This window comes from Brochothrix campestris FSL F6-1037 (genome assembly GCF_000525915.1).
Classification (GTDB): domain Bacteria; phylum Bacillota; class Bacilli; order Lactobacillales; family Listeriaceae; genus Brochothrix; species Brochothrix campestris.
Genome location: NZ_AODH01000004.1, coordinates 1 through 25,337, shown reverse-complemented (window position 1 = coordinate 25,337; position 25,337 = coordinate 1). Strand labels below are relative to the sequence as shown.

Here is a 25,337-nt window from a genome sequence, read left to right as displayed (position 1 = left end):
AGAGTGATCTTGCTTACTCACCACGTTCACCTACAAAAGCATCGAACCCATCATCCGTTTCAATGGATGTCAGTTCGTTTTTAGGTAATAAGTCTAATACTTTCGAATACATCGCATTGTAGCGATTAATCATTGCGTTGTATGACTTCTGGGCTGGATTCTCAATGTTCATCACTTGTTTGCCGTTCTCCATTAAAATGATAGGGCCGTACTCATTAACTTCTTCTTCCAGTTTTTCTAATGTCACCTGCATGAATGCCAGTCGCTGCATAAGTGGTTTGGCCACTCTGACTTTTTCTTCTGGAATTTCATCGAATATTTTAACTAGATTATCATAGCGCCGCTTGATTTTCGTTTTATTTTTCATTCAGGACACCTCACTCGTTATTAATAAATTCACATTTTGAAAACACTCCTTTTTTAGCACTTTGCTGAATAGATAACATAATGCTTCCGTAATTTTTCTCTGATAAGTTACGAACAGGATCTTTGTTAATACGTTCGAAACATGTCGCTGCCGTTTCGTTCATATAATAGTATCTGACAGCTTCGCTTTTCAACTTCTCACAAAATGCTGCATCAGGAACACTGCGTATTAACCAAACCACGCGATCGCTTTTGTCTAATTTTGCAGTTGTAATAATACTATCTAATATGCCCAACACATATTCGTGAACTGATTCATACGAATGCCACCGTTCACCATTTGTTAAAGCCAACATGATTTCGTCGTAATCGAAAACGACATCCTCCTTCCCTTTATTCGCTTTTACGTACGTTGATTTTCCACTTGCGGGAAAACCAGACACCACTTTAAAAACAGCCATATATGCCCCCCTAATCAATTCTGTTTTTTCACGATTAATTACGCGTATTCCTTTTAAAAACCGCACACGAGCGTTGTCACTCGTCCTACACCCCCCCTCATGTAGAAAACGCCCTGCGCGTTACAAAAAAGTTTACCCTCCGGTGTTTATCCAAAAACTAAAAATCAATTTGAAGGGGGGCTTAGTTGAATAAGGTTGCCTTCTTTATCAAAGGTTAAGCCTTTATCAACCATTACATTCGCATGATGTTCTTGGTTATGACAGTCTTGACAAAGATATTCAAGATTACTCCAGTTCAACGTGATATATACATCATCTATGTTCTCCTCTGTGATGTATTTAATATGATGAACTATCTTTCCTGGTTTAAACTTCTTTCGTCTAAGACATCGTTCGCACAGTCCACCGACTGAATCGATGTAACCTCTGCGGCACTTCTTCCATGCCATTGATTGATAGAACGATTCTGCATACTCTTTGGACACTCTCTATCACACCCTTATAATCTTTCACTGTTTGCTATTGCATCTTCTGATTCAGCAATGACCTTATCTACTTGTTGCTTTGAATGCTCTGTCTCCATGTACTGAAGCGTTAAGAGTTGTTGAATGGATGTGACGGCTTCAACTGTCAGCGTATTCGTTTTGATTCCCAACGGATTAAGTATTGCCTTGCTACTTTCAAAGTTGAGATGAACGTACATGACTGATGTAAGAACTGCAGCGCGTTCCTTTACATCCAGCCCACTCGTCGACATCATCTTAACGATTTCTTTTTGAATATCATCTACTTCATTCACACGCTCACTCCTCAATATTTCAAATTGAATTTTTTATCACATTTGGGACAATGCTTTTAAATTGCCCTTACACTATATGGCGCATTCATATGACAAAAGTGCTCTGCGAATGTAACATATCTTATAAACTGTACACTTTCGCCAAATCATCAAACCCTTTCTGTCCCAATAGTTAGCGTCGTTTTTCTTTTTGAATGTAACGTTGTTCATTTGAGTGACTATTTGGTTTTAAGGATTAAAGTATCTGAGCATAAAAAAAAACACCACATAGGTGCTTTTTTTAATACCGTACTTCATCTCTACTTATGCTGAGTTTATCTATTTCATCCATTAATACTTGTTTTTTGTTTATATCATCAGAGAGAGCAACTTCTTCTGTTTTCACTCTTATTTCTTCGTTAGTTTTACCTTTCCTTTTTATATATGTATTATTATTATCCGTTGCTTTTCTCAATAATCTTTTGTACTTTAGCGCCTTAGGTTCAAAATAAAAACAATAAGTTGTTTTCCCTTTGAACCAAGCGAATTCATCATCCCCACCAATTTTTTCTTATTATAAAATACACATTTGAATAACTTTTACCAAAAACTGATAACCTCGTATGTTTATATTTACCGCAATGATTAAACGGAATTTTCAATTCAATACTTGTTTCTTTGTTATTTACTAACAATTTACTTGTATGCACTTCGTTATCTTGCTGATATATAAATATTAGCATTTGAATTTTTTCTGGATTTTCCATTTCTATAGTCAAGTTAACCTCGGCATTATAGTTTATAGATAAATTACTATCCACAGCCTTTAAACACGAGCTCCAATTCAAACTCGGACTATTATTCACCTTGTAATTCATCAAATTAATAATTGTGGTAATAAGTCCTGTAACAAAGGCACATATCGATATTACAAATGCCGCTCTCTCCATCATTTAATCTCCTTTTAATAAACGTGCGTATACTTCCGATTCATTTTCAAGTAATGCTTTCTGCAAAATCCCATTCTTTTTTGAAAAATTTCTTGAATGTCTCAATAAGTGCTTCTAATTCGATTAATTGCATTTCACAATTATTCTCCGCTGAAATAAATACACAATGTTTTTCTAATTTTTTTAACACTACTATTTCTTCGTCTTTAATCAATTTTAGTGATAATTGGATTTTAATTCCTCTTAAATTTTTCAATAGTTCTTTAACTTCAGAATCGAATGTTTCTAAGCCCTTTTTTAAGATATTGAGTTCGTTGTGTTTAATATTATAATCATCACGATTCACGTTTATTACTTCCCCAGCTGTCACTTCAGGACTATAACCCAATGTTTCATCTCCATATTCATTAATATAATTTGATTCATATCCCTCATGAATAATTTCATCTTGTCTGTCTCTGTACTCGTATTCAAAAGAATTTATCTCTGTGATTATTTTATTTATTTGTATTATTTCATTATTGTTCTCCTGCATCGTTTCTTTTTTTCTTTATTATTTCGTTTGAAGTTAAAACATATTGAGCAAAGTCGCTTTGTATATCTCCTATAATTTTCAATCTATTATTATATAGATAATTCCCCTTAATTGTTTTTCTATTTAATTCACGCGTTTTATAATTAGACCATAAACTAGCTACAAATGCGAAAAATGCTGAAATCGCAGTAATTCCTTGCCATTGAAATTCGTTTTCTTTATTGAAAAATATATCTTTGTGATTGTACAATTCTACTCCTAACACTCCCACGAGCATTAGAATACAAACAATTCGTATTATTTTTAACTTTAAATTTTTCAGTATAAACTCCCCCTTATACCAATTATACCCATATTCAAATATAAATTTATACTTATATTTATATTTATAAACCGAATCCTTCCATCATCGTATCTAATCCATCTTGTTCAATACCAATGTACCTTAGCGTTATTTTAGGGTCCGCATGATTAAAAATAATTTGCAAGGCAGCTACATCTTTATATTCCTTGTAGAAGTGGTAACCAAATGTTTTACGTAAACTATGTGTCCCGAGGTTTCCTAGTTTAAAGGTCTCTTGGATATCAACTAAAATACGATAAGCTGTAATTCTTGATATTGCAGCATAACCTTTTCTACTGGCAAATAACCAATCATCATCGCTTTTATTATAGATAAAGCGGCTGACAGCTTTTCTTGCTTCTTTATTTAATTTTATCTTCTTATGTTTTCCGGTCTTTTTTTCTCGAATATTAATATAATCGCCTCTAACATCCTTTACTTTTAAAAGTAAAAGATCACTAATACGTAATCCAACGTTAATGCCTAGTACAAATAACGTATAATTACGTCCACCGCTATCTTTAATTAATAAATATTTTTTGATTTCACGTATAACATTCTTATCTCGTATTGGTTCAACAAAATTCACACTTACCACTCCTTTAATTCAACAAATGGATTATTTTGTTTATTTTTTTTTCTATCTTCGCAGTCGCGCGAATGACAAATCTCTCAACAGCACCTACACTAATATTCAGCAAATCAGCTGTTGCGTTATATGAAAATAAACTTTGTTTAATTAATAGATAACATTCTTTTTCACGTGCGCTCAAATTTTTTAGTAAGTCGTTCAATAATGCTTCATCAAACGTATTGGCTTCCAATTCTTCCTCTATTGGAGCTTGTTGACTTTTTAATACCGATAGCAAATGTTCATCCGCAATTAATGTAATCCTTCTTTTAGGTGCACTCGCTTCGCTTTTATAATTCCACGGATCGATACCTGTCTCCATGTATTCCATCGCTTCGCCTAAATCACGAGCCATACTATTCAACAACGTTTTCTCGGTTGATTCCGTTCTTTTGTTTGCTTCTCTATTGACGTACCTTTTACAAACAGCATATTCAAAAAGCAAATCGCTAAATTGTTCTTTTCTACTCATAATTATTCCTCCTTTCATAAAATAAAAAAGGATATTAAAGGATAACCATAATGATTATCCTTTAATATCCTTCGAGTGTTTCGACCAGATATACGTATTTTTGTTATAATTCTATTAGAGGGTGGTGAAAAAATGAAACTTAATCATGAGTGTGTAAGAGATGTTTTAATGGCTATTGAAGAACAAGCCAACACTACTCTATCGTTGCAGAGTTTAAATTTCCCTACAGTTTATACTGAAAATGAAATTATATACACCTTAGAAAAATTAAAAGAAGCAAACTTCGTAAATGTCACGTTCAAATATGCGAGCAACAAACTATATTCATGCCGTATATCCTCGCTAACCTGGGATGGACATGCTTTTTTGGATACGATTAGAGATGATACTGTCTGGGCTAAAACAAAATCAGCAACTGAAAAATTAACTAGTGTATCGTTAAACATGCTTTCTTCTATCGGGAGTGAAATCGTTGTAAAACTACTTTCAGGAACTAACTAATTACACTTCAAATACATTTTTTTCTAATAATATATATAACTTTTTATACTTAGGTATTCCAGCTGTATGTCTTATTTCTTTAATTTCATTCTCATCCAATAGCATTTTTATGTCGTTAGATTCAACAATGCTTACTATTTTTTTTCTGAAAATATTGTTCACAAAGTAAACTGCTTGATAAGACATTTAACTTTCCCCTTTCTTTTATCTAATCACTCAAGTTAAAAGGATTCTTTGCTAGATCTTCTATTTTCTTCTCTAAGTCAGCAAATAAATCCCTATTTTCTATGCGCAACTCTTTATTTGCCTTAGTATCTTTCGCCAAAGTGCTAAGGTGCTTTTCTATGCTCTCTAAAGCTTCAACTATTCTTTTTTCGTTACTCACTTCCACTTCCATTGCTGTTTTCATTACATTTCAACTCCCTAACTTTATAAATTCCAACCATTTTCGTTGTTAACATTTCAGAACTAACCATAATATATTTCAATGGTTTAAATCCGAGATAAGTGTTTTTTGTTATACTAACTAGAGAAAGTGAGGTGATTAACATGGATGCAGTATTGAAAATTTGTATAAATGATGGTTCTGATATAATTATTGATGGATTCGATACTATTTCTTTTTCAAATGATGCAACAACTTTTGAAATAGATTCTTCTGCTTATAACATTCAAAAAGAGTACCCAAATGTGTTAAATAACTTAATTCATTTCAATTTCATTCGAATTACACGTTGTTATATGAGTGATCGATTGGAGTACAAGGACCATTCCTTTACATTTGAAAATACAATTACTTCGAAAAATACACCGTTTATTCTTCCTACTCAATCAATAACGACAATTATTGATATGATCAATTAACTTTTTTTGGCACATAGCCCTCAGATGCTGTGTGCCAACTTCTTTCTAGAAACAGAGCATTCGCTTTTTCCAATACTTCGATGGCTTCCTTAGCATTCATATTACTATTCACTAAAATACCGATTACCTGACTCACTACAGCATCTTTTATTTTCCAAGTCTATTTCATCTCCTTAACTTTATAAGTTGTCGCCATTGTCATTGTTGTTGGTTCGTAATTAATCCATTTAATATCTGTTTGTCCAAAACCTGTGGAAGGCACTGGACACACCTTAGTTAACTCTCCATTCAACTTCACATAGACTCCGTCTGATTCAACTACTACTTTCTTTTTTTCATTTTTCATTAGTCACCATCCTTTTCAATATTATCCAATTACACTAAACATTTATAATTTCTCGGACTCTCATGTTCCACTTCATTTTTCATGTCTTATGAATCGGACATCGTTCCAGCTATTTTCGTTTTTCTTAAACGCTTGCCTTGCAAGGTATATACACCATTGACGGTTTCTATTAAATAGCGATCATATTCAGTATGATAGGCTCTAATCGTCAAATACGTTACTTTTTCACCTAGCAATGACTCCACACGATTCCTTACATTTTTGATTAAATCATTTCTCATGATATGTACACCCTTTCTATATCACAGTCGTTTGCTAGTTCACAAAAACCGCTCGTTCCATTGTTATAATTTTTAATTGCCTCTGTCTCCTCTGCAGCGGAATAACAAACGGTCTTAAAAGTTGCTACACCATCCACCAACCAATTAATGATTGAAAATGGTTCATTATCATAACCAATAAATTGAGGCTTTATCATTTCAAACCACCCTTTCTAATGCCTTTTTGGATAAACAACGGTTCGTCATTTTTTCTTTGAAAACTAATCTCTCTTTGCGTGTCTGAATGAATAAACTCTGTAATTAAATCAAACATCGCTGCTTTACTGATACAATTTGCTGTTACTTGATTATTAACAGTTACCGTTCCATATGATTTGTTCATTACCAATCAACCGCCTTTACTCGATAATCGAGTGTGTTTTTAAATGTTGTAATTTTGATGTTAGCCATCAACCGAGAAACCGTTCTAGCATCATACATATTCACCAGTTCATCCTTTGATAAATTAGTTGTGATAATCGATGGTTTTGTCTGTAGTTCTGACGTAATTTTATTTAAAACCGTTGTCGTAAAGTTCGATGCTGCGTTGTTAGAATTGACGGTACCTGTTTCAGCACCTAAATCGTCGAGTACGACAACATCAGCCTCTGTCACTAACTCAATAAAATACGATTGTGTTGTATTTGATTCTTTGTTATTGAACGAGTGATAGATTTTATCAAACATTTTTGGAACATTGAGGTACAAGCACTTTTTATTAGCCTTTGTATATTCATTAATCGTGTTGAGGATGCCCCAAGCAATGTGAGACTTACCAACACCAGCATTACCGATAAGCCAGTAACTGAAGGCTTCACCCTTAATCGCTCGTTTAATAACTTCTTTTGACGTTTCAATTGCCTGTTCTTGTTCATGTTGTTTTGTAACATAGCTTGAAATACTCGCTCTATACGTACTGACATCTCCTACAAGCGATTTTTTACGTAGCATGCTGTAGTTATGTTGTTTAGGCTCTAAACGTCCTCTACTGTTCACCAACAGCCTTTCCATAACTTCCATTTGCTGTTCCCTATTTCTCTTGTCGCGATCACAAATTGGGCAGTAAATAAATTTCGAGCCATCTTCGTTATCCAGCTCCCATTTGTGTACATGCGGATGTTCATCACAGTGTTCACCAATCGGGCGTGCCCGGTTGGAAATTGCTCTGCTTAGCTTGCTGAGGCTTGTTTCGTTGATTATTTGCATTGTATTGCCCTCCTGTTTGTCGTTTTGCGGTTAACATTTGAGTCATGAGTATGTCGAATTTATCTCGAAGTTTTTGTGTGCTTAAAATATTGACCTGCCAAAACTTATTAGTCTGTGCAAAAATAATAACTTTTCTAATATCCTCCAGATTACGTCCGTCTCGTTCAATCATCAGTCGTATGACATCAGCCCATTTTTGTAGGTCAGGGTTTTTTATATTTCGGATTAATTTTTCGAATCATCGTCAGAAGTAATTCTGCTGATTGTAATTCGCTGGAGTCGTTAGTGAATTTATTCACTGACTTCTTTTTTCTCTTTTCTTTTTTATTACTGTTATTATTAATACTGTTACTATTAATACTGTTACTATTAGTTCCTCTGTTTTGACTGTGTTCAAAATGACCGGGGTCAGATTGACCACTATCAAATTGACCGTTATCAATATCGTTGCTATCAGTTTGATTTTGAGAATTATCTTCTTCCTTTTTTTCGACATCGGCTAAAAGAATATTACCTAGTACAATTTCATACATGTTTGATTTATTTCTGTTGTTATTAAAACGTTTACTCACTTTTAAATAACCGCAGGCCACAAGTTCTTTTCGATATTTATAAAATCTTTTTTCGCCTATTTTTAATTTCGCACAAATATATGACACACTTGGATAAGCCGTTGCTCCAGCGCCAGCATAAGAAGCGATAAAGCCATAGATAGCTTTGGCTTCTATACTCAATCGATCGTCTTTAAAGACCTGCTTAGGTGCAAAACCAAATCCTTCTGATAAAACTCCATTTAATTCTTTTTTTTCTGCCAAATTAGAAACCTCTTTTCGCCATTTGTGTTATACTAACTATAGTTATTTTGTTCAGCGCCGCTCTCGTAAAGCGGCGTTTTTTATTGTCTTTTTTTAAGATAAGTTCTTTCTAGTTCAATCTCTTGCATAATCCTCTCGAAACGTACTTTCGACCCTTTATTCTCAATCAAATCTTGAATAACTATGATATAAATCATACGAGCTACTATCATTGCTCCTAATGTGTATAATCCTGCATACCAAATAATAGGCATTGTCCTCACCTCCTTTTATTATCTGGAATAGATTTCCGAAAAATGCTGATCTAAAAAATCAGCCATCCCTTTTGCTTGAAACGACCATTTTTCACCTGTTCCAGGTGTCGGATAAAATACACACCCGCCATTTTCAACATCGAGATATTTTTTAAACAAAGGTTTTTCCAAAATGTTTTCTTTTATCCATTTGGATTGTCTTTGAACACGTTTTTCTAAATCTTTCATGGTCCAGGTTTTCCCTAACAAACTACTTTCTTCTAACTGATAAAGTTCAGCTTCAGCAACCAACACCATCCCATCTGGAATCTGAAACACAGATTTCACTTCTAAGCTTTTATATGTATCTATCAAACTAACTCCTCCTATTCCAACCCACTTTTGTAAACGATTCGCTTATCTTTGATCAAAAAAAAATATTACTTTCAACTTCTAATATCTCAGCAAACTTTTGTATATCGTCCGCTTTAATATTTATTTCTCCGTTAGATATCTTTGAATACCATGGTGCTGTGAATCCAAATGCTTCTGCAATACTTTTTTTTAGAAATTCTTTTTTCTATTCTAATCATTTCTATCTTTTCATAAATCTTCATTTTGGCCTCCTATTAATAAACAATTCGTTTACTTAATTACACTATAAAATAAACGATTCGTTTAGTCAAGGTTTTTTAGGGCAAAAGTAAACGATTCGTTAATAAAACTAAACATATTGTTTATATCATGTTACTATTTTAGTATCAAGTTAACGAGGTGCTTACAATGAGCGATTTAGGAAGAGAATTAAAAAAAAGCTAGAGAACGTACAAATTTAACTCAAAAAGATGCTGCTGAAAAACTAGGCATTACTGCCGGTGCTTTGTCCGGATATGAACGTAACTATCGGAAACCTGATACAGATATGATTTCCGATATTGCAGTTCTCTATGACGTTTCAGTAGACCACCTTTTAGGTTTGAGTAATCTTTCTGTTCCTGACTGGGCTAATGAACAAGATAAATTAGATTTAAAAAAGTTTTTGGATAATCAGCAAGAAATGTACTATGGCGACATCAAACTTACTGAAGAAGAAAAGAAACAGTTAAACGACATTGTAATTGGCGTATTTTGGAAACGCATGAAAGAAGCTAAAGACAATCAAATCGAAAAGAAATGAGCGTGATCTATGGCTTGGGTAAATGAAAGAATATTAGACATCGTCTATGATATTGCTGATAATATCAGTACCGATCCATTCGATGTCTGTGATTTTTTAGGTGTGAAAGTTGAATATGTTCCATTACCTGGAACTATAAAAGGGATGCGACTGGCAATTGATAATAGTAACCTCACTGAAACAACTATTTTACTTGATGCCAATACCGATACCGATTCATTGAAATTCATTTGCGCACATGAATTAGGGCATTGCTTATTGCACGAGGGAATAAGCCGAATGTTTATTGAAAAAGAAACGTTCAATGCTCCGGGTAAATTCGAATTGGAAGCTAATTTATTTGCCACTTATTTTTTGTTATACAAAAAAGATCTGAATTCCTATTCAGACCCTTACGAATTATTTTCAAGTTATGGTATACCCAATGAAATGATTGGGTATATTGAAAAAATATATAGTTAAAATTGGAGGCTATTAAATGAGTTTTTTTAGTGATATTAAAGATTATATGAACTTAAAGAAAACAATAACTCGTGATAAAGAATCTTTGGAATCTCTCAAACATGATATATCTAAAAAAAATGATTTATTGGGCATTGCTGAAAAAAAAACTTAATAATAAAAACGATCTTATTCTAGAAATCAAAAATGAGATAGTTGCTGAAAATGAAATGATTCGAAAAAAGATAATAGAAGATGCTGAAAAAAAAGAGCAAGATTTAACCGCAATTGTCGACGAACTAAATGTAAAAAAAAATTGAACTTCAAAAAGAAATTGTTTCCATTGGAGAACAAATCCAAGCTGAAAGTTTTGGTTTTTATACACCTCAATATAATTTAGCAAGTTCAATTTCCTATAAAAATCGCTTATTACAATTAAGAAACAAACAGAAATTAACAGTTAAAAATAATGAAGCTGTAGTTATTATCCATCAAATGTTATTGAATAATAGTCTTTCTAAGGGACAAGCAATGACAAAAAAACAAATTAAATTTTTAATAAGAGCCTTTAACAATGAATGCGAAGCAGCTATAAATAAAGTTAGGTATTCAAATTTCATACAAATAAAAAAAAGAATCATAAAATCATTTGAGCAATTAAATAAAATGAATAGTTATAATCAAATAGAACTTACTGAATACTATTTACATTTAAAAACTGAAGAACTTCAGTTAGCATACGAGTATGAACAAAAAAAAGCAAGAGGAAAAAGAAGAGTTGCGAGCACAAAGAGAAGTTGAACGTGAGGAAAAAGCACTTCAAAAGGAGATAGCATCAAAAAGAAAAGTGTTAAATAAAGAAATATCACATTTTGAAAATATGATTAATGAGTTGAAAGAAAAAATCACAACTTCATCTACTGAGGAAGAACGTAATGCCTTAACAATTGAAATAGATATTTTACAAAAAAAGGTAGATAAATATCAAGAAGAAAAAGAAGATTTGGATTATAGAGAATCTAATGCTAGAGCTGGATACGTCTACATTATAAGTAATATTGGTTCCTTCGGAAATGATGTTGTAAAAATAGGTGTAACTCGACGACTCGAACCACTTGAGCGAATCAATGAATTGAGCAGTGCATCAGTTCCATTTAAATTTGATGTTCACGCACTAATATTTAGTTATGACGCCTATACATTAGAATCACAACTACATCAACATTTCTCAGCACATAGAATTAACAAGGTTAATAATAGAAAAGAATTCTTTAAAGTTTCTATTGAAGATATAGAAGAAGTTTTAGTTTCTCATAAAAATTTGACTATTGATTTTGAAAAGATGGCTGAAGCGCAAGAATATAGAGAAAGTTTAATAAAAGAATCCACTTTATAATTTACTTTTCACTTAACATTTAAATAGGAGGCTGAATATGGCTAGTTACAAAAAATTAAAATCCGGATGGCAATTCCGGATTTCTTTTTATATAGGAGGCGTTCGTAAAACAAAAAGTGTCAATGGGTTTAGAACAAAGTCAGAAGCACAAATCGCTGCCACTGAATTAGAACAACAATTAAGTCGAGGTAATTCTTTAACAGCTGGTGAAATTCCTTTCGTTCAATATTTCACTAATTGGTACACGCTTTTCCGTAAAGGAAAATTAAGTTGGAAGAATGATCGCGACATTGAAATTAGTATCAATACAGCGGAACGTTTTTTTAAGGCCACAAAGTTAAAAGATATCGATCGTCATCTCTATCAAGAATTTTTAAATGATTATGGAGCAACACATGCAACTGCTACTGTAAAAAAAAATCCACACCTATACACGCGCCTGTTTACAGGATGCATTAAATGACGGTGTTATCTTTAAAGACCCTACCTATCGTGTTAAGGTTGTTGGCCAAGTTAAAAACAAAGACGAAAGTCTTAAATTTTTACACGAGAATGAACTCCTAAAATTATCTAACAATATGCAAGATAATCTTAATCCACGTTATCCTTCGCGGTATATGATTTTATTCGGTATCGCCACTGGTTGTCGTTTTTCAGAAGTGGTGGGTCTTACCTGGGATTGTGTTGACTTTAAACAACAAACGATTAAAATCAATAAAACCTTTGATTATCAACGAACGCTTGATTTTTTGCCAACAAAAAATGATGGTTCAATGAGAACTATTTCTGTAGATCCTTTCACTCTCTCTTTTTTAAAAGAGCTACTTGTTTACCAACAAACAAAACTAAAAAAAGAAAAAACAGCAAGAACCTGGTGTTTATAGATGCAAATGCAACCATAAATTCAAACACTGCTGTCAACAAAGTTCTAAGAGCAGCCTGCGCTGAACTAAAAATAAATTCGATTACTTTCCATGCATTACGTCACACTCACGCTTCCATTCTGTTGTATCGTGAAATAAACATCAAGTATGTTTCACGAAGATTAGGTCACACCGATATTGTTACTACATTACAAACTTATGGTCATATTCTTGATGAACTTGAGCAACGTGAATCATCTAAAGTTGACCAAGTCATGGATAATCTCTATCAACAAACACGCGAATTAGAGTGTACCGATAATGTACCAAAAATAATAAAACAATGATTTACAAGTTAATCTCTCAAGAACAAAAAAAGAACTTAAACGCTATTATATCAACGTTTAAGCTCTTTTTTTATTGTGCATTTCCATACAGGTTTAACACTGAAATGGAGACGGCGGGAGTCGAACCCGCGTCCAGACATATCGGCACTTGAATTTCTACACGCTTAGTCTACCTATTAGAATTTCGCCAAATAGGCAGCCGGTAAACAGGCTTTCTAAAGGCTAGTCTGATTAATCTCTTCTGTCATGCTCCAGACGGAAACAATCGAGCGTATCCCACTTAATTTGAGACCCTGATCTTACCACATGGGCGATGGAAGGAGGATCTTGCTAGTTAACTACTTACGCAGCTACTGCAAAGTTGTTGTTAGTTTTGCCAGTTATTATTGGCTGTGACGTTTTGACAGAGACGATCCCTCTGACATGCCATCCAAGCTCGAACTATGCCTGTCGAATCCGTAACGTCCCCTCTATAAAGAGGTTAGCTTCCGGGAATAAGCCGAAAAAGCTTAATTGTAGATATAAAAAGTGGGAGCAGTTACAATCCGGCAACATACTCCCTTGACGTTGTTTTTGCGTGCACGTCATCACAATTGGTTTGGCACCAATACGCTAATTATAACAAGTTACCCATCAAAAATCAACTAGTATTTTTGATTATCACGGAAAGCACGTTGAATATCGCGCTTCGCTTCTTTTTGTTTTAAGTCTTGGCGTTTATCATACTTCTTTTTACCGCGTGCTAAACCGATAACAACTTTTAAAAAGCCGTTTTTAAGATACATTTTCACAGGGATCAAAGAGTAACCTGATTCCTTCGTATCACCAATTAATTGGTCGATTTGCTTACGATGAAGTAATAATTTACGCACACGTAACGGTTCATGGTTGTAGCGGTTTCCTTGTTCATACGGACTAATATGCACGTTGTACAAGAAAATTTCACCCTTGCGAATTTGCGCATAGCCATCTTTTAAGTTAATGCGGCCATTACGAACCGATTTAATTTCAGTTCCTTGCAAAACAATGCCTGCTTCATACGTTTCTTCGATAAAATAATCGTGGTACGCTTTTTTATTGCCTGCAATTTGTTTACCTGCACCTTTTGGCATCTGTTGTCACCCTCTCACTCTGATGAATGTTTCTTTGTTTTCAACTAACAGCTGACTCTTTCACGCAATCACTTGTGACTCACGTCACGGCGTGCTCGCCTTCCAAGTGTTGCGCTGCTGACCAGTTGTCTTCGCTTTTATTTTTACTTCGAATATTTTTGGTAAAATGGTTTTTTCGCTTTTTTATGATTATTATTGTTGCTTTGGCCGCCACCTTTGCCTTTACCATACTGGGGTTTATCTTTATCCCCTTTAGAGCCTTTCGGTGCATAACCTTTCATATTAAGTGCTTTTGGCACTTTTTTGCCTTTGGTATATTCACGTCGTTCTGTTTTAGGCAGTTCTTCAAGGTCAACCACGACTGCTGGACCCGGTTGCGCTACTGAAAAGTCGATTTTACGTGCATCGACATCGACTTTTTCAACTTTAACCATAATTTCATCACCGATGCGGTATGTTTTACCTGTACGTTCACCGATTAATGAGAATTGTTGCGGATTAAAGTTATAGTAATCGCCTTTAAGGGCACTGATATGAACTAAGCCTTCAATTGTGTTTTCAAGTGAAACAAACAACCCAAAGTTAGTCGCTGAACTGATAACGCCTTTAAATGTTTCGCCCACTTTATCAAGCATAAACTCGGTTTTCTTCAATTCATCCGTTGCACGTTCTGCTTGAATCGCACGACGTTCACGTTTCGATGTATGATCCGCAATCTCAGGTAATTCAGTGTTCCAGTGCGTTAGCGCTGCCTCATCTGTTTTGTGATTGATTAAATACGAACGAATTAAACGATGCACAATTAAATCGGGGTAACGACGAATTGGCGAGGTGAAATGTGTGTAAAAGTCAGTCGATAAACCAAAGTGGCCGAGGCTATGTGTATCGTAACGTGCTTGTTGCATTGAACGTAACATCACAGTTGAAACAACCAATTCTTCTGGTTTCCCCTTCACTTTTGCAAGTATTTCTTGCAACATGCTCGGTTTCAAACCATCCTTCGTGCTTTTTACAGTCAAACCAAAGTTGGTAATAAATTCGAAGAATGTTTGTAAACGGTCTTCTTTCGGTTCCTCATGCACACGATAAATAAATGGCACGTGCATGTTATTGAAATGTTCCGCCACTGTTTCGTTGGCCGCCAACATAAATTCTTCAATCATTTTTTCACCAACACCACGTGTTCGTAGTACCACATCGGTTGGATGCCCCGCCTCATCAACCAAGACACCAGCTTCGCTAATATCAAAATCAACGGCACCACGCACATCACGACGGTGACGTAATAATTGCGCCACTTTTCCCATCATTTCAACCATTGGCACAACGGTCGCAAATTGTTCGCGCACAGCCACATCATGATCGGTTAAAATTTGGTTAACACCCGTGTAGGTCATTCGTTCGGTTGTATTAATCACACTTTCAAAAATATCATGGCTAACCACCGCACCATTGGCATCAAGCTCCATCGTACATGATAGCGTAAAGCGATCTTGACGCGGATTCAATGAACAAATACCATTTGATAAGCGGTGTGGAATCATTGGAATAACACGATCGACCAAGTAGACGCTTGTGCCTCGATCAGCGGCTTCGCGATCGAGCGCTGAACCTTCAGTCACATAATGACTAACATCGGCAATATGCACGCCTAACTCAAAGTTACCATTCGGTAATTGTTTCACGCTAACCGCATCATCTAAATCCTTCGCTGACTCGCCATCAATTGTAATTAACATTTCAGCACGCAAATCACGACGCGTACCAATTGTCGATTCTTCGATTTCATCAGGTACGTCGTTAGCTTCTGCCAACACATCCTCTGGGAATTCGATATCAATTTCTAAGCCATGCACGATTGATAAAATATCAACCCCCGGATCATTTTTATGACCGATTACGCTCGTTATGTAACCTTTGGCTGGTTGGTTCGCCTGTGGGTAGTCTTTAATCGTCACAACAACTTTATGGCCTTCCACTGCTTGTACACTGCCTTCAGTAATAATTTCCACTTGAAAGTTCAATTTTTTATCATCTGGTGTCACAAACGCATCACCATTCATTTTTTCACTGTACGTTCCGACCAACGTCGCCGTGCCACGTTCGATGATTTTAATAACCATACCTTCTTGACGTGAATCATTGCGTTTTGATTGAATGATTTCAGCCATAACGGTGTCACCATTCATCGCATTGTTTGTCATCCGCGGTGGAATAAAGACATCATCTAAACTTTTATCTTCAGGAATAACGAAACCAAAGCCTTTTTCATGCGCCTGGAAGCGACCTGTCATATGATTCATTTTTTCTGGTAAGCCGTAACGATTGCGTTTGTTACGAATAACCTTGCCTTTTTCTTCGAGTTGTACGAGTGCTTTAACAAGTACTTTAAACTCATCTGCCTCTGTTAATTGTAGCCCTTTTTCAATCTCTTCTAACGTCACTGTTGTTTCCTCTTGTTCTTGTAGAAAAGCGATTACCTCATCTTTGTATTGTGATTGTGATAACATGCACAACACCTCCTTATCATTGTTGTTAATTACTCCAGTCCAAACTTTCTATAAAAGTAAGAATGTCTTGATGTAATTGATTTCTTTCTTTATCCAGCGTCAAAATATGGCCCGACTGTGGGTACCATTTGAGTTCTTTTTGAACCGATTCAACGTGGTTATATATATACTTGGCATTTTCAGCTGCAACCATCTTATCTTGCTCCCCTTGTGTAACTAAGATGGGCGCATAAATCATGTCAATGTTTTGACGAATTGTTTGTATCTCAGCAGCTAACTTTGTAATTGTTTCAAATGACGCCGAGTCAAACCGTGCCATTTCGCGGGCAATTTGTGCCTCATCCTTGCCTTCATACTTTTTATAGTTAGCCGCAAAGCGACTAAAACCGGCAATAATTGGCGAATCACCATCAACTTTGGCTGGTGCAGCCATGGTCACTATCCCTTTAACAGGCTTGCTATAGCCTAGTTTCAACGAAAAAGCCCCACCGAGCGATAAGCCCATCACAACAATCTCGTCAAATCCTTCTTTTTTTAAAAAATCATAGCCATCGACGGCCGATTGCCACCAATCAGCGGGTGTTGTTTCAAGTAACATTTCCGGCTCCAGTCCATGACCTTTGTACAACGGGGCATAGCTCGTTATATTCTCATTTTCAAGAAAACGACCGAGCATCCGCACATCGGTTGTATTACCGGTAAAACCATGTAAAAGCAAACAGGCTTTCGGGCCTTTTTTTAAAATAAAACGGTTCTGCTTGACGAAGTTTCATTTGGTGTTCACGTCCTTATCTGTGGTGAGTTTAAAAGTTGATAAACAAAAAGCATCTGCCTTATGCAGATGCTTAAGCGATTATCGCTTCGTTTCTGTTTCTAAACAGCCGCACTCGTACCGTTGGAATGATCTTTTTTTGCTAATTATCCAGATGATACATCCCGCTTGTTGTAAACAAGAAGTTGTCATACAGCCTTAATTTGTTACTTATTTCACAAAAAAACTTAGTAAAATAACTAATACAAAGAAAACGATAGAAAGGATTACTGTTGCACGATGTAACACAAGTTCAACACCACGCACTTTCTTTTTACCGAATAATTGCTCTGCGCCACCCGTAAGTGCACCTGATAAACCGGCATCTTTACTTGGTTGCAAAACAACAGCAGTAACTAATAATACACAGGTAATAATTAACAACACTATTAATAAAGTATGCATAATAATCCTCCAAAACAATATATGTGCCTTTAGTATAACATGAAATGACTACCTATGCTAGTTAATGACATGTGCTAAGCGTTTTCTTTTCACCTTGTTTCAACACGCTCACTCTGAATCACAAAAGACACATTACGTAACATCAATCATCAAAAAATCGTGTCCAATCAAAGCCTAAAATTGTAGCTACTTTTTTTGCGGTCTTGACAGTCGGGTTCCGCTGACCGTATTCATACATTGCATAGGCCGTCCTTGAAATCCCTGTTTCGCGAGCAACATTCTCTTGTGTCAATTTCTTTCCCTTACGAATAACGACTAACCATTTTCTCATGTCGCACCTCCAAAAAGTCACGTTACGTGTACTGAAACTATAGCCTTTTTTACACAGCTCTGTCAACTATAACGAAAATAACGATGATTATTTTACCAACTTATTATAAGACGTTATAATAAAGGAAGAACGACACATTTAGTGACGTCAATTGAAGGAGTGAAACATGGATACTTTGAAGAAATTACGTCATCAAAAAAACATCCGCCAAATCGATGTTGCGACTGCTCTTGGCATCGCACGAACAACTTATGCAATGTATGAATCAGGTCAAAGAACACCTGATAAGGAAATGCTCATTAAATTAGCGGACTTTTTTGCTGTTTCGGTCGATTATTTAATTGGTTATGTCAGTATTCCACCACAGATGAGTCAGCTAAATGAAATAGGTCTACTCGACTGGTATAAAAAACTGCCCGAAGCAGCACCAGAGGATTTGCAAAAATTAAAAGACATTTGGGAGATTATTAAAAAAGATGAAAATTCTTAAGTAATCTTCTCGTTATTTTCAGTTGTTTCACATCTTCCTTAACTATAATTACTTTATAGTTAACATAAAGGAAGTGCCTTATAATGCCACATAAACAAAAAATGACAACCGCGATGATCATTGAAGCGATTAACGCTTCAATCTCATACGATTGCCAACTCAATAGTCAATTATTAACCACACAACTGCAACACTCTAAACAGTCACAGTCATTTGAAGCTCGTGTATACCTCCAAAACAAACTGCTTTGTTTTCTAGATAACGTCATGATTATTCAGGCGATTCGTTCTTGGTTAATGGTCGAATACGACTTGAATCCCTACATTAAACTCGAACTATTTACTGATGAAGCGCATCATATTTCCGCTAGCTTTTAAAGGTGACCTCATGACCAATTGGCAAAACGCCTGCCTCATCGCCATGTCCGATTGCCGCCGTACGCACTAGTGGAATACCCGGTGGTAATACATCCGCTAGCAGTTGCTCGATTTGTTGACTCCCAGTCTTATCTAACTCACTAAAGGTACCTAATACCACACCGACACAGTTATTAAACACATTTAACTGGGCCAACTGAGCCACATAGGTCGCGTTGCGTTCATAATTACCCGATAACCCTTCTAACAATAACACCCCTTTGTTTACCTTTGGCCAATACGATGTCCCTGCTAATTTCAGCAAACACCGGATGTTGCCACCATAAACAATGCCCGAAAAAGTTTGTTCATTACGAACAAAATGATAGCTAGGCAACGATCCATTAGACATAAACTGTTTAATAAACTGCTGTTGTTGAGTGGCAGCGGACGAACCCGCTAAGGTCATCAATTGGAAATAGTAACCTGCCACAGCTGTTTTTTGCCAAATCGCATTTAACAAGGTCGTTAAATCACTCAATCCAACGAGTGGTTTTTTTGTTTGTTTTATAATGTCAAAATCAATAAAGGGCAGCACTTGATTCGCTAAATCGCCACCTGAGATATCAAAAATCAGTTTAATTTTGTCATCCTGATATAATTTAGCAAGTTCAACCGCACGTTGATGCGCTGTGCCGCTGGCCTGGCCTTCACAAGCGAAAAGTGTTGCCGCTCTAACTGTTTGAATACCCAAATCAGCCAGAAACTGCTCGATTTGCTTTAGCTTTATTTCAGATGCACGCGGACGACCATTTGAACAAGCAATTAGACCGATAGTATCACCGTTTTTCAACACCGCTTCACACCTCTTTTCTTTACTTTCATCATACACTATCCTTTACATATAGTTAATCCGAATTATTGTTTAGGTTTGGACGCTTCCTTCGTCTCGTTTTTGGTGGCCTCACTCGATGCTTTTTCTGCTGCTTGTTTGGCTGCCTCACTCGACGCTTTTTCTGCTGCTGCTTGTTTGGCTGCCTCACTCGATGCTTTTTCTGCTGCTGCTTGTTTGGCTGCCTCACTCGCAGCCTTGTCCATTGCTACCTGTCGAGCAGATTCTTCCGCTGCCAAACGTTCTTCCTCGGCAATTCTTAAACGTTCCTGTTCTTCATCCATCACTAGTCGTTTATTAAGTTTAACTAATTCTATATGATAGGTTTGGCGGATGGCTTTATTTTTGATTTGTTCTAACAAATTTAACGCCTCTTCATAGTTTTTTCGTCGCTCAGATAAACTTACTAACTCCGTTTCATTTTCAAGTGTTTCCTCTAGTTGTTCTGTTGCACGGGCTTGTTTCATTCCGACTCCGACAACCGTCATCATCTCTGTATGCCACTGTGTATTGGTAAAGTCAGCAAGTGTTTCATTCAATTTCACTAGTGTCTTCATTTTTGTAGATTGGGCAATAACGATTTCATCAGATGGAATCACTTCATCACCGCTTATAGCTGGATTCGTAAACTGAACATTCAGCTCGCTTTGTAGGGCGTACATTTTTGTTACGGCCGTTACAATTTCATTCAATTGCGTACGTAAATCTTTTTGGTGTACGCGTGCCACTTTTTTTTGAACACTTTTAATTTTTTCTAACGAAATATCTTCGTTTAAAAACGAACTATTTTCAGCAACATATAGTGATTTAACCGCCGTTTGGGCAATACGTGCACGACCTGTTGTGCTGTTTGCCTCAGCTAATTTAGCAGCCCGTTCTTCCTTTGCTGCCACCTGTGCTTGATACTGTAAACTACCAACATATATGCCCAGAGCTATTACAAATATCCCAATTGCAATCACACTTTTTTTAACCGTTCGCTTTTTTGCCTGCTGTTTCTTTTGTTCATGATAATCTGCACGTGTTGGCATCTCATCTCCCCTTTTTTACCTGAAGTGCATAATGACAGTCTTTTGCTTCCTCTTATTGCATGTCTTTAGTCAATACCCTTTTCATTAATAAAAAATACTTATTTTTGTTTTTTATATAAAAAAACAGTCCTCTATTGAGGACTGCCTTTTTAATGTCAACTGTCGTTTTTAATCATCAACAATTACATTACGTTTTTTCTTCAATAATTTGGAAAGTAATTCATACATCAGAGGAACAATCACTAATGTTAAGGCAGTTGAACTAATCAATCCACCAATAACCGTAATCCCTAAGCCTTTCGAGATCAAGCCACTACCTTCAGCACCAATCGCTAACGGGATCAACGCACCAATGGTTGCAAGAGCTGTCATTAGGATTGGACGTAAACGTGTTGCCCCCGCTTCAATGATGGCTTCGCGCATCTCTAATCCTTCATGCTCTTTATGAATAATCCGGTCGACAAGTACAATTGCATTTGTTACAACGATTCCGATCAACATCAGTAAACCAATCATTGTTGAGACATCAATCGGCTCATTCGCAATCAATAAGGCAATAATCGAACCAATTACTGTCACTGGTAACGAGAATAAGATTGCAAGTGGCGCAAGTCCCTCACCGAAGGTAATAACAAGGATAAGATAGACTAACGCAATTGCCGCAACCATCGCTAAGCCCAGTTGACTAAAGGCACTATTCATATCCTCAGTCACACCACCAGTATCAATTGTAACTGATTTAGGTGTGTCAATTTTATCAACTTTTGCTTGTACTGCTGATGATGCTTTCGAAATATCTTTATCGGTCACTTTACCCGACACGGTTGCATACACCTTACCTTGACTACGGCTCACTGAGTTCGCTGTTGTGCCATTCTCGACTTTCACAAGTTTCGACAAAGCAATCGCTTCACCAGTCGGTGTCTTAATCGTTTGTTTCAAGACATCGTCAAACTCTTTTGGTGCTTTGACGCTGCTTTGAACCTCAACATCGATATCTTTATCGTCTTTTTTAATCGTTGTTAAGACGGTTGCTTTTTTATTCGGGTTGATGGCTTGGCTAATTTGAGCGGTTGATAAACCGGCTGCTGCCACTTTCTCGCCATCAATTTTCAACGTATGCTCTTCGTACGTTTCAGTTAAACTCGATGACACATTGTTCATATCATCACGTTTAGACATGATCGCTTCTATTTTTTTTAACAGTTGCTTTCAAATCTTTTTCGCTGTTTCCATAAACAGAATAGCTTAATTCACTGTTCGACGTCATACTGAAATCTTGAGATTTCCATTCGCCAGCTTGTTTCAAGCCCATAATTTTGTTCATAACTTTTTCTTTCACTGCTTCAAAGTTTTTCGTGTCACTGTCAAAGGTGACATACATTAACGAACCGTTACCCGAACCACCCATCATCGGGTTAGCACCACCAGTTGATAATTGTGTCATCTTAACATCTTTCCGTTCCATAAATAACTGTTCAACTTTTTCAACATCTTTAGCGATGTCTTTTTCGGTTTGACCCGCTTTTGGAGTGTATGTCACATACATTAATTTTTGTTCATCGTCAGGCATGAAACTAAAACCAACGAGTGGTGTTAAACAGAGGCTACCAATTAAAACGATGAGCGTTGCCATCGATGTAATCCATTTATGATTAAGCACCCACTTTAAAATACGGGTATAACCGACTGCCATCTTACCATGCTCTTCAGTTTGTTTCTTAATAACCTTCGTCGGGTTATTAATTTGTTTTTTAAATAGTGAATGTGATAACACCGGTACAATTGTAACCGCAATAATTAACGAGCCAATTAACGCAAATGCCACCGTTAAAGCAAATGGCAGGAAGATTTCTCCGACCATGCCACCGACTAAACCAAGCGGTACAAAGACAGCTACGGTTACTAAGGTTGAAGACACAATTGGCCGGAACATCTCAAGTGTTGCTTCGCGAATGAGTGCCTTGCCTTTTAATTTCTCATCCGGTAAATGCATCCGACGATAGATGTTTTCGACCACGACAATCGAGTCATCAATTACGCGACCAATCGCAACGGTCATGGCACCTAAGGTCATCATGTTTAAGGTAATATCCATTTGTTTCAAGACAATAATACCCATTAATAACGACATCGGAATGGATACAATTGAAATAATCGTTGAACGGAAGTTACGTAAGAATAGTAAGATGATTAAGACGGCGAATAGTGCACCGAACAATGCTTTATCGAACATTGTTTTCACTGATGCTTCAATCGGTTGCCCTTGATCTAGGGTTGTATCGATTGTGACATCGTAACGGTCTTCGTATGTTTTTAACTTGTCTTTAACAGCGTTAACAACATCCACCGTATTGGCATCTTGGCCTTTAACAACTTGAATGGCTATCGCTTCTTTACCATTTGTGCGTGAGACAGATTCGACAACACCGACTTTTTCAATCGTTGCAACGTCTTTTAATTTAATGCTCGCTGGAACACCGGCCGCTGCAGCTGCTGCGGCTTGTGCTGGATCCGTAATCGTAAGTGGAATAAGCAGATTTTCTAGTTCCTTAACCGTTGTTGCTTTACCATCAACAGCGACTGATTCTTGTGACTTTTCAAAGTTGAACAGTCCAAGCGGCATTTTCAAATCGGTTGCTTGAATGATTTGGGCAATCGCCTCTTCCGTTAAACCATATGACTTCAGTTTTGCTTCATCATACGTAAGTTTCACCTTATCAATTTGTTGACCACTCGCTGCGGCTGAACCAACACCATCAATCCCTTGAATATCCGTCACGATGTTATTTTCGACTGTGTCGGTTAATTCTGCAATTGATTGTTTGTCGTTCGAGACACTTAAGGCAATTACCGGGAAAGCGTTGATTGAGACACGATCGATGATCGGCTTGTCGACCGTATCAGGGAAGGTGATTTTTTCAATCACTTCTTTGACGTTATCTTGCGCCACTTTCATATCGATGCCATACTTATACTCAATCTGTAATGATGACATGTTTTGATATGAAGTTGAAGTGACCGTTTTGACACTCTTGAGTGACTCCACCGCATTCTCAATCGGAATCGATACATCATTGGCCACCTGTTCTGGCGTTGCCCCTGGATACGTTGTCGCCACTGAAATAATTGGCACAGAAATATCAGGTAGTGTCTCCATTTTCATTTTAACGCCGGAATAAATTCCCGCACTCGCGATAATAATTGTCATTATCCAAATCGCTAGTTTGTTACGTAACACAAAGTTTACAATACTTTTCATGATTTTCTCCCTTTTATATGTATTCTTCCACGCGAAAAAACGTCGCTTCACCTTTAATATAGCATTCCAACTTGTCGATTGCACCTCATACGGAGCGAATCAGACGATGATGAACAAAATAACGTTTTCTGTTCAGTATATGGCTCAATTGAACGGCGAGACCGTCTCTGTTATTCTATAACTAACGAACTAACTAACAAACTACTAAAGGAGCATCTAAATGATAAACACCTTATCACTAACAAATCGCAAGGAGTTACGCACTTGGTTCGAATGTAATTATCAAACTGAGAGCGCTTGTTGGCTCACAATTACTATCAAACCTCAGCCTAATATTCTTTTTTACCTCGATGTTGTCGAAGAAGCCCTCTGTTTTGGGTGGATTGACGGCGTAAAAAAGAAAAACGCCGAAGGACAGCTTATGCAACGACTTTCACCACGTGCTAAACGCAGCAACTGGACCGAACTTAATAAAGCCCGTGTGCGTCGGCTTGAACGTGAAGGTTTAATGACTGATGCTGGACGCCGCGTTCTTCCTGCAATGAATGACTTTGTCATCCACCCTACTATTTCAGCTGCCCTACAAGCTGACCCACTCGTCTACGCTAACTTTTGTCAATTCCCCTCACTTTATCAATGTATTCGTGTCGATACCATACAAAGTTATCAACATGATCAAGCACTCTTTAGTAAGCGCTTGGATAAACTAATCGAGAATACCCGTTTAAATAAAATGTATGGCCAGTGGAATGATGATGGCCGGTTGAACTGAAAGTGACAGTAGCTCGTTCAACTTCGAAGATATTGGAAGATAAAAGGTCTGCGACTATTTCCCGTCGCTGCCTTTTAGCTGAAATATCCCAGAAGTTAGCTGATGGAACTGGAAGAAACAAAAGTGACAGCAGCTCGTTCAACTTCGAAGATATTGGAAGATAAAAGGTCTGCGACTATTTCCCGTCGCTGCGTTTTAGCTGAAATATCCCAGAAGTTAGCTGATGGAACTGGAAGAACAAAAGTGACAGCAGCTCGTTCAACTTCGAAGATATTGGAAGATAAAAGGTCTGCGACTATTTCCCGTCGCTGCCTTTTAGA

Annotated in this window: 38 protein-coding genes, 1 other RNA gene and 4 pseudogenes; 14 read left to right on the top strand and 29 right to left on the bottom strand. The window is 36.6% G+C overall.

All coding sequences use genetic code 11. The annotated features are described in order from the left end of the window. Positions 1 to 13 precede the first annotated feature (13 nt). The 10 genes from BCAMP_RS01010 to BCAMP_RS00970 form a co-directional block, all read right to left on the bottom strand. Positions 14 to 367, bottom strand: coding sequence for a hypothetical protein (locus BCAMP_RS01010; RefSeq protein ID WP_035312979.1), 354 nt, complete (start codon positions 365 to 367; stop codon positions 14 to 16). A gap of 10 nt (positions 368 to 377) precedes the next feature. Next, positions 378 to 827 (bottom strand): hypothetical protein, encoded by a 450-nt coding sequence (locus BCAMP_RS01005; RefSeq protein WP_035312977.1) that lies wholly within the window; start codon positions 825 to 827, stop codon positions 378 to 380. Between the two features lie 164 nt (positions 828 to 991). Beyond that, positions 992 to 1,276: an HNH endonuclease signature motif containing protein gene (locus tag BCAMP_RS01000; RefSeq protein ID WP_084038417.1), complete on the bottom strand. Its 285-nt coding sequence runs from the start codon at positions 1,274 to 1,276 to the stop codon at positions 992 to 994. Positions 1,277 to 1,326: 50 nt separating this feature from the next. Next, positions 1,327 to 1,626, bottom strand: a complete 300-nt coding sequence (locus tag BCAMP_RS00995; RefSeq protein WP_035312974.1) for a hypothetical protein — start codon at positions 1,624 to 1,626, stop codon at positions 1,327 to 1,329. A gap of 280 nt (positions 1,627 to 1,906) precedes the next feature. Further along, positions 1,907 to 2,080, bottom strand: a complete 174-nt coding sequence (locus BCAMP_RS13350; RefSeq protein WP_156921080.1) for a hypothetical protein — start codon at positions 2,078 to 2,080, stop codon at positions 1,907 to 1,909. Positions 2,081 to 2,156: 76 nt separating this feature from the next. Next, positions 2,157 to 2,558, bottom strand: coding sequence for a hypothetical protein (locus BCAMP_RS00990; protein WP_198015663.1), 402 nt, complete (start codon positions 2,556 to 2,558; stop codon positions 2,157 to 2,159). Between the two features lie 43 nt (positions 2,559 to 2,601). Beyond that, positions 2,602 to 3,090 (bottom strand): hypothetical protein, encoded by a 489-nt coding sequence (locus tag BCAMP_RS00985; protein WP_035312971.1) that lies wholly within the window; start codon positions 3,088 to 3,090, stop codon positions 2,602 to 2,604. Further along, positions 3,074 to 3,340 (bottom strand): hypothetical protein, encoded by a 267-nt coding sequence (locus BCAMP_RS00980; RefSeq protein ID WP_035312970.1) that lies wholly within the window; start codon positions 3,338 to 3,340, stop codon positions 3,074 to 3,076. The genes BCAMP_RS00985 and BCAMP_RS00980 overlap by 17 nt, the downstream gene beginning before the upstream one ends. 136 nt (positions 3,341 to 3,476) lie before the next feature. Beyond that, positions 3,477 to 4,022, bottom strand: coding sequence for a tyrosine-type recombinase/integrase (locus BCAMP_RS00975; RefSeq protein WP_035312969.1), 546 nt, complete (start codon positions 4,020 to 4,022; stop codon positions 3,477 to 3,479). Between the two features lie 13 nt (positions 4,023 to 4,035). Continuing rightward, positions 4,036 to 4,536, bottom strand: a complete 501-nt coding sequence (locus BCAMP_RS00970) for a hypothetical protein (RefSeq protein WP_035312968.1) — start codon at positions 4,534 to 4,536, stop codon at positions 4,036 to 4,038. A 132-nt stretch (positions 4,537 to 4,668) separates the two neighbouring features. Here BCAMP_RS00970 and BCAMP_RS00965 point away from each other — a divergent pair, with 132 nt between their 5' ends. Further along, positions 4,669 to 5,037 carry a DUF2513 domain-containing protein gene (locus BCAMP_RS00965; protein WP_035312966.1) on the top strand — a complete coding sequence of 123 codons (369 nt, stop codon included), beginning with the start codon at positions 4,669 to 4,671 and terminating at the stop codon, positions 5,035 to 5,037. On the opposite strand, the gene BCAMP_RS00960 is transcribed toward BCAMP_RS00965, so the two are convergent. Both BCAMP_RS00960 and BCAMP_RS00955 read right to left on the bottom strand, forming a co-directional pair. Next, complete coding sequence (locus BCAMP_RS00960; protein WP_035312964.1) at positions 5,038 to 5,223, bottom strand: hypothetical protein; 186 nt, start codon at positions 5,221 to 5,223, stop codon at positions 5,038 to 5,040. A gap of 22 nt (positions 5,224 to 5,245) precedes the next feature. Next, on the bottom strand, positions 5,246 to 5,446 hold the full coding sequence (locus tag BCAMP_RS00955) for a hypothetical protein (protein WP_156921079.1): 201 nt from the start codon (positions 5,444 to 5,446) through the stop codon (positions 5,246 to 5,248). A 140-nt stretch (positions 5,447 to 5,586) separates the two neighbouring features. Between BCAMP_RS00955 and BCAMP_RS00950 the strand changes: the two genes are divergently transcribed. Then, on the top strand, positions 5,587 to 5,901 hold the full coding sequence (locus BCAMP_RS00950; protein ID WP_035312962.1) for a hypothetical protein: 315 nt from the start codon (positions 5,587 to 5,589) through the stop codon (positions 5,899 to 5,901). Positions 5,902 to 6,061: 160 nt separating this feature from the next. Here BCAMP_RS00950 and BCAMP_RS00945 read toward each other — a convergent pair whose 3' ends face one another. The 8 genes from BCAMP_RS00945 to BCAMP_RS00910 all read right to left on the bottom strand — a co-directional run bounded on the left by BCAMP_RS00945 (position 6,062) and on the right by BCAMP_RS00910 (position 9,196). Then, a complete protein-coding gene (locus BCAMP_RS00945; protein ID WP_035312960.1) occupies positions 6,062 to 6,247 on the bottom strand; it encodes a hypothetical protein in 186 nt (61 codons plus the stop codon). Between the two features lie 86 nt (positions 6,248 to 6,333). Further along, positions 6,334 to 6,528, bottom strand: a complete 195-nt coding sequence (locus tag BCAMP_RS00940) for a hypothetical protein (protein WP_035312958.1) — start codon at positions 6,526 to 6,528, stop codon at positions 6,334 to 6,336. Continuing rightward, the gene (locus BCAMP_RS00935) at positions 6,525 to 6,725 is read right to left on the bottom strand and encodes a hypothetical protein (RefSeq protein ID WP_035312956.1); all 201 of its coding nucleotides are present in this window, start codon (positions 6,723 to 6,725) and stop codon (positions 6,525 to 6,527) included. The genes BCAMP_RS00940 and BCAMP_RS00935 overlap by 4 nt, the downstream gene beginning before the upstream one ends. Beyond that, the gene (locus BCAMP_RS00930; protein ID WP_035312954.1) at positions 6,722 to 6,910 is read right to left on the bottom strand and encodes a hypothetical protein; all 189 of its coding nucleotides are present in this window, start codon (positions 6,908 to 6,910) and stop codon (positions 6,722 to 6,724) included. Before BCAMP_RS00930 ends, BCAMP_RS00935 begins: the two co-directional genes overlap by 4 nt. Next, positions 6,910 to 7,773: a DnaA ATPase domain-containing protein gene (locus BCAMP_RS12295; RefSeq protein WP_084038399.1), complete on the bottom strand. Its 864-nt coding sequence runs from the start codon at positions 7,771 to 7,773 to the stop codon at positions 6,910 to 6,912. Before BCAMP_RS12295 ends, BCAMP_RS00930 begins: the two co-directional genes overlap by 1 nt. Positions 7,774 to 7,976: 203 nt before the next feature. After that, positions 7,977 to 8,588, bottom strand: coding sequence for a helix-turn-helix domain-containing protein (locus BCAMP_RS12285; RefSeq protein ID WP_051456779.1), 612 nt, complete (start codon positions 8,586 to 8,588; stop codon positions 7,977 to 7,979). An 80-nt stretch (positions 8,589 to 8,668) separates the two neighbouring features. After that, complete coding sequence (locus BCAMP_RS13345) at positions 8,669 to 8,842, bottom strand: hypothetical protein (RefSeq protein ID WP_156921078.1); 174 nt, start codon at positions 8,840 to 8,842, stop codon at positions 8,669 to 8,671. 18 nt (positions 8,843 to 8,860) lie between these two features. Continuing rightward, positions 8,861 to 9,196, bottom strand: coding sequence for a DUF771 domain-containing protein (locus tag BCAMP_RS00910; protein ID WP_232217875.1), 336 nt, complete (start codon positions 9,194 to 9,196; stop codon positions 8,861 to 8,863). 445 nt (positions 9,197 to 9,641) lie between these two features. Here BCAMP_RS00910 and BCAMP_RS00905 point away from each other — a divergent pair. The 8 genes and pseudogenes from BCAMP_RS00905 to BCAMP_RS14945 form a co-directional block, all read left to right on the top strand. Then, positions 9,642 to 9,998: pseudogene (locus BCAMP_RS00905) on the top strand (helix-turn-helix domain-containing protein); the annotation flags it as partial. Between the two features lie 9 nt (positions 9,999 to 10,007). Next, entirely contained in the window at positions 10,008 to 10,460 is a 453-nt protein-coding gene (locus BCAMP_RS12280) for an ImmA/IrrE family metallo-endopeptidase (protein WP_051456777.1), read from the top strand. 16 nt (positions 10,461 to 10,476) lie between these two features. Beyond that, complete coding sequence (locus BCAMP_RS13665; RefSeq protein ID WP_198015661.1) at positions 10,477 to 10,614, top strand: hypothetical protein; 138 nt, start codon at positions 10,477 to 10,479, stop codon at positions 10,612 to 10,614. Then, on the top strand, positions 10,595 to 10,759 hold the full coding sequence (locus tag BCAMP_RS14185; protein ID WP_232217874.1) for a hypothetical protein: 165 nt from the start codon (positions 10,595 to 10,597) through the stop codon (positions 10,757 to 10,759). Before BCAMP_RS13665 ends, BCAMP_RS14185 begins: the two co-directional genes overlap by 20 nt. Positions 10,760 to 10,970: 211 nt before the next feature. After that, on the top strand, positions 10,971 to 11,240 hold the full coding sequence (locus BCAMP_RS14180; protein WP_051456775.1) for a DUF4041 domain-containing protein: 270 nt from the start codon (positions 10,971 to 10,973) through the stop codon (positions 11,238 to 11,240). Beyond that, positions 11,185 to 11,835 carry a GIY-YIG nuclease family protein gene (locus BCAMP_RS14175; protein WP_232217873.1) on the top strand — a complete coding sequence of 217 codons (651 nt, stop codon included), beginning with the start codon at positions 11,185 to 11,187 and terminating at the stop codon, positions 11,833 to 11,835. The genes BCAMP_RS14180 and BCAMP_RS14175 overlap by 56 nt, the downstream gene beginning before the upstream one ends. A gap of 37 nt (positions 11,836 to 11,872) precedes the next feature. Then, positions 11,873 to 12,298 (top strand): Arm DNA-binding domain-containing protein, encoded by a 426-nt coding sequence (locus BCAMP_RS14170; RefSeq protein ID WP_232217872.1) that lies wholly within the window; start codon positions 11,873 to 11,875, stop codon positions 12,296 to 12,298. A 115-nt stretch (positions 12,299 to 12,413) separates the two neighbouring features. Then, positions 12,414 to 13,045 (top strand): annotated as a pseudogene (locus tag BCAMP_RS14945) (site-specific integrase). Between the two features lie 102 nt (positions 13,046 to 13,147). Here the strand turns inward: BCAMP_RS14945 and ssrA are convergent. The 6 genes and pseudogenes from ssrA to BCAMP_RS00865 all read right to left on the bottom strand — a co-directional run bounded on the left by ssrA (position 13,148) and on the right by BCAMP_RS00865 (position 18,214). Further along, positions 13,148 to 13,514, bottom strand: a transfer-messenger RNA (tmRNA) gene (ssrA, locus tag BCAMP_RS12920). 175 nt (positions 13,515 to 13,689) lie between these two features. Continuing rightward, complete coding sequence (smpB, locus tag BCAMP_RS00885; RefSeq protein WP_035312952.1) at positions 13,690 to 14,157, bottom strand: SsrA-binding protein SmpB; 468 nt, start codon at positions 14,155 to 14,157, stop codon at positions 13,690 to 13,692. A 143-nt stretch (positions 14,158 to 14,300) separates the two neighbouring features. Then, a complete protein-coding gene (rnr, locus tag BCAMP_RS00880) occupies positions 14,301 to 16,667 on the bottom strand; it encodes a ribonuclease R (RefSeq protein WP_035312950.1) in 2,367 nt (788 codons plus the stop codon). Positions 16,668 to 16,692: 25 nt separating this feature from the next. Continuing rightward, a pseudogene (locus BCAMP_RS00875) lies at positions 16,693 to 17,440 on the bottom strand (alpha/beta hydrolase). A 209-nt stretch (positions 17,441 to 17,649) separates the two neighbouring features. Continuing rightward, a complete protein-coding gene (gene secG, locus BCAMP_RS00870; RefSeq protein WP_035312947.1) occupies positions 17,650 to 17,883 on the bottom strand; it encodes a preprotein translocase subunit SecG in 234 nt (77 codons plus the stop codon). 142 nt (positions 17,884 to 18,025) lie between these two features. Further along, the gene (locus BCAMP_RS00865; protein ID WP_035312945.1) at positions 18,026 to 18,214 is read right to left on the bottom strand and encodes a helix-turn-helix transcriptional regulator; all 189 of its coding nucleotides are present in this window, start codon (positions 18,212 to 18,214) and stop codon (positions 18,026 to 18,028) included. Positions 18,215 to 18,380: 166 nt separating this feature from the next. On the opposite strand from BCAMP_RS00865, the gene BCAMP_RS00860 reads away from it, so the two are divergent. Both BCAMP_RS00860 and BCAMP_RS00855 read left to right on the top strand, forming a co-directional pair. Then, positions 18,381 to 18,704 (top strand): helix-turn-helix domain-containing protein, encoded by a 324-nt coding sequence (locus BCAMP_RS00860; RefSeq protein ID WP_035312942.1) that lies wholly within the window; start codon positions 18,381 to 18,383, stop codon positions 18,702 to 18,704. Between the two features lie 83 nt (positions 18,705 to 18,787). Beyond that, the gene (locus tag BCAMP_RS00855; protein ID WP_035312940.1) at positions 18,788 to 19,081 is read left to right on the top strand and encodes a hypothetical protein; all 294 of its coding nucleotides are present in this window, start codon (positions 18,788 to 18,790) and stop codon (positions 19,079 to 19,081) included. On the opposite strand, the gene BCAMP_RS00850 is transcribed toward BCAMP_RS00855, so the two are convergent. The 3 genes and pseudogenes from BCAMP_RS00850 to BCAMP_RS00840 form a co-directional block, all read right to left on the bottom strand. Next, complete coding sequence (locus BCAMP_RS00850; protein WP_035312938.1) at positions 19,071 to 19,916, bottom strand: LD-carboxypeptidase; 846 nt, start codon at positions 19,914 to 19,916, stop codon at positions 19,071 to 19,073. The two genes, BCAMP_RS00855 and BCAMP_RS00850, sit on opposite strands and share 11 nt — an antisense overlap. A gap of 62 nt (positions 19,917 to 19,978) precedes the next feature. Beyond that, positions 19,979 to 20,983: a hypothetical protein gene (locus BCAMP_RS12260; RefSeq protein ID WP_051456773.1), complete on the bottom strand. Its 1,005-nt coding sequence runs from the start codon at positions 20,981 to 20,983 to the stop codon at positions 19,979 to 19,981. A 168-nt stretch (positions 20,984 to 21,151) separates the two neighbouring features. Next, positions 21,152 to 24,245: pseudogene (locus BCAMP_RS00840) on the bottom strand (efflux RND transporter permease subunit). 220 nt (positions 24,246 to 24,465) lie between these two features. Here BCAMP_RS00840 and BCAMP_RS00835 point away from each other — a divergent pair. Together BCAMP_RS00835 and BCAMP_RS13340 are read left to right on the top strand one after the other, a co-directional pair. Then, positions 24,466 to 25,017: a YdeI/OmpD-associated family protein gene (locus BCAMP_RS00835; protein WP_035312936.1), complete on the top strand. Its 552-nt coding sequence runs from the start codon at positions 24,466 to 24,468 to the stop codon at positions 25,015 to 25,017. A 102-nt stretch (positions 25,018 to 25,119) separates the two neighbouring features. After that, the coding region (locus BCAMP_RS13340; RefSeq protein WP_156921077.1) for a hypothetical protein at positions 25,120 to 25,337 on the top strand (218 nt) is incomplete at its 3' end.

Bases quoted from the DNA above. Each gene is read 5' to 3' on its own strand.
- BCAMP_RS01010 (WP_035312979.1), bottom strand. From the start codon at position 367: ATGAAAAATAAAACGAAAATCAAGCGGCGCTATGATAATCTAGTTAAA.
- BCAMP_RS01005 (WP_035312977.1), bottom strand. From the start codon at position 827: ATGGCTGTTTTTAAAGTGGTGTCTGGTTTTCCCGCAAGTGGAAAATCA.
- BCAMP_RS01000 (WP_084038417.1), bottom strand. From the start codon at position 1,276: ATGGCATGGAAGAAGTGCCGCAGAGGTTACATCGATTCAGTCGGTGGA.
- BCAMP_RS00990 (WP_198015663.1), bottom strand. From the start codon at position 2,558: ATGATGGAGAGAGCGGCATTTGTAATATCGATATGTGCCTTTGTTACA.
- BCAMP_RS00985 (WP_035312971.1), bottom strand. From the start codon at position 3,090: ATGCAGGAGAACAATAATGAAATAATACAAATAAATAAAATAATCACA.
- BCAMP_RS00970 (WP_035312968.1), bottom strand. From the start codon at position 4,536: ATGAGTAGAAAAGAACAATTTAGCGATTTGCTTTTTGAATATGCTGTT.
- BCAMP_RS00965 (WP_035312966.1), top strand. From the start codon at position 4,669: ATGAAACTTAATCATGAGTGTGTAAGAGATGTTTTAATGGCTATTGAA.
- BCAMP_RS00960 (WP_035312964.1), bottom strand. From the start codon at position 5,223: ATGTCTTATCAAGCAGTTTACTTTGTGAACAATATTTTCAGAAAAAAA.
- BCAMP_RS00955 (WP_156921079.1), bottom strand. From the start codon at position 5,446: ATGAAAACAGCAATGGAAGTGGAAGTGAGTAACGAAAAAAGAATAGTT.
- BCAMP_RS00950 (WP_035312962.1), top strand. From the start codon at position 5,587: ATGGATGCAGTATTGAAAATTTGTATAAATGATGGTTCTGATATAATT.
- BCAMP_RS00945 (WP_035312960.1), bottom strand. From the start codon at position 6,247: ATGAAAAATGAAAAAAAGAAAGTAGTAGTTGAATCAGACGGAGTCTAT.
- BCAMP_RS00940 (WP_035312958.1), bottom strand. From the start codon at position 6,528: ATGAGAAATGATTTAATCAAAAATGTAAGGAATCGTGTGGAGTCATTG.
- BCAMP_RS00935 (WP_035312956.1), bottom strand. From the start codon at position 6,725: ATGATAAAGCCTCAATTTATTGGTTATGATAATGAACCATTTTCAATC.
- BCAMP_RS00930 (WP_035312954.1), bottom strand. From the start codon at position 6,910: ATGAACAAATCATATGGAACGGTAACTGTTAATAATCAAGTAACAGCA.
- BCAMP_RS12295 (WP_084038399.1), bottom strand. From the start codon at position 7,773: ATGCAAATAATCAACGAAACAAGCCTCAGCAAGCTAAGCAGAGCAATT.
- BCAMP_RS13345 (WP_156921078.1), bottom strand. From the start codon at position 8,842: ATGCCTATTATTTGGTATGCAGGATTATACACATTAGGAGCAATGATA.
- BCAMP_RS12280 (WP_051456777.1), top strand. From the start codon at position 10,008: ATGGCTTGGGTAAATGAAAGAATATTAGACATCGTCTATGATATTGCT.
- BCAMP_RS13665 (WP_198015661.1), top strand. From the start codon at position 10,477: ATGAGTTTTTTTAGTGATATTAAAGATTATATGAACTTAAAGAAAACA.
- BCAMP_RS14180 (WP_051456775.1), top strand. From the start codon at position 10,971: ATGACAAAAAAACAAATTAAATTTTTAATAAGAGCCTTTAACAATGAA.
- BCAMP_RS14175 (WP_232217873.1), top strand. From the start codon at position 11,185: ATGAACAAAAAAAAGCAAGAGGAAAAAGAAGAGTTGCGAGCACAAAGA.
- BCAMP_RS14170 (WP_232217872.1), top strand. From the start codon at position 11,873: ATGGCTAGTTACAAAAAATTAAAATCCGGATGGCAATTCCGGATTTCT.
- smpB (WP_035312952.1), bottom strand. From the start codon at position 14,157: ATGCCAAAAGGTGCAGGTAAACAAATTGCAGGCAATAAAAAAGCGTAC.
- rnr (WP_035312950.1), bottom strand. From the start codon at position 16,667: ATGTTATCACAATCACAATACAAAGATGAGGTAATCGCTTTTCTACAA.
- secG (WP_035312947.1), bottom strand. From the start codon at position 17,883: ATGCATACTTTATTAATAGTGTTGTTAATTATTACCTGTGTATTATTA.
- BCAMP_RS00865 (WP_035312945.1), bottom strand. From the start codon at position 18,214: ATGAGAAAATGGTTAGTCGTTATTCGTAAGGGAAAGAAATTGACACAA.
- BCAMP_RS00860 (WP_035312942.1), top strand. From the start codon at position 18,381: ATGGATACTTTGAAGAAATTACGTCATCAAAAAAACATCCGCCAAATC.
- BCAMP_RS00855 (WP_035312940.1), top strand. From the start codon at position 18,788: ATGCCACATAAACAAAAAATGACAACCGCGATGATCATTGAAGCGATT.
- BCAMP_RS12260 (WP_051456773.1), bottom strand. From the start codon at position 20,983: ATGCCAACACGTGCAGATTATCATGAACAAAAGAAACAGCAGGCAAAA.
- BCAMP_RS00835 (WP_035312936.1), top strand. From the start codon at position 24,466: ATGATAAACACCTTATCACTAACAAATCGCAAGGAGTTACGCACTTGG.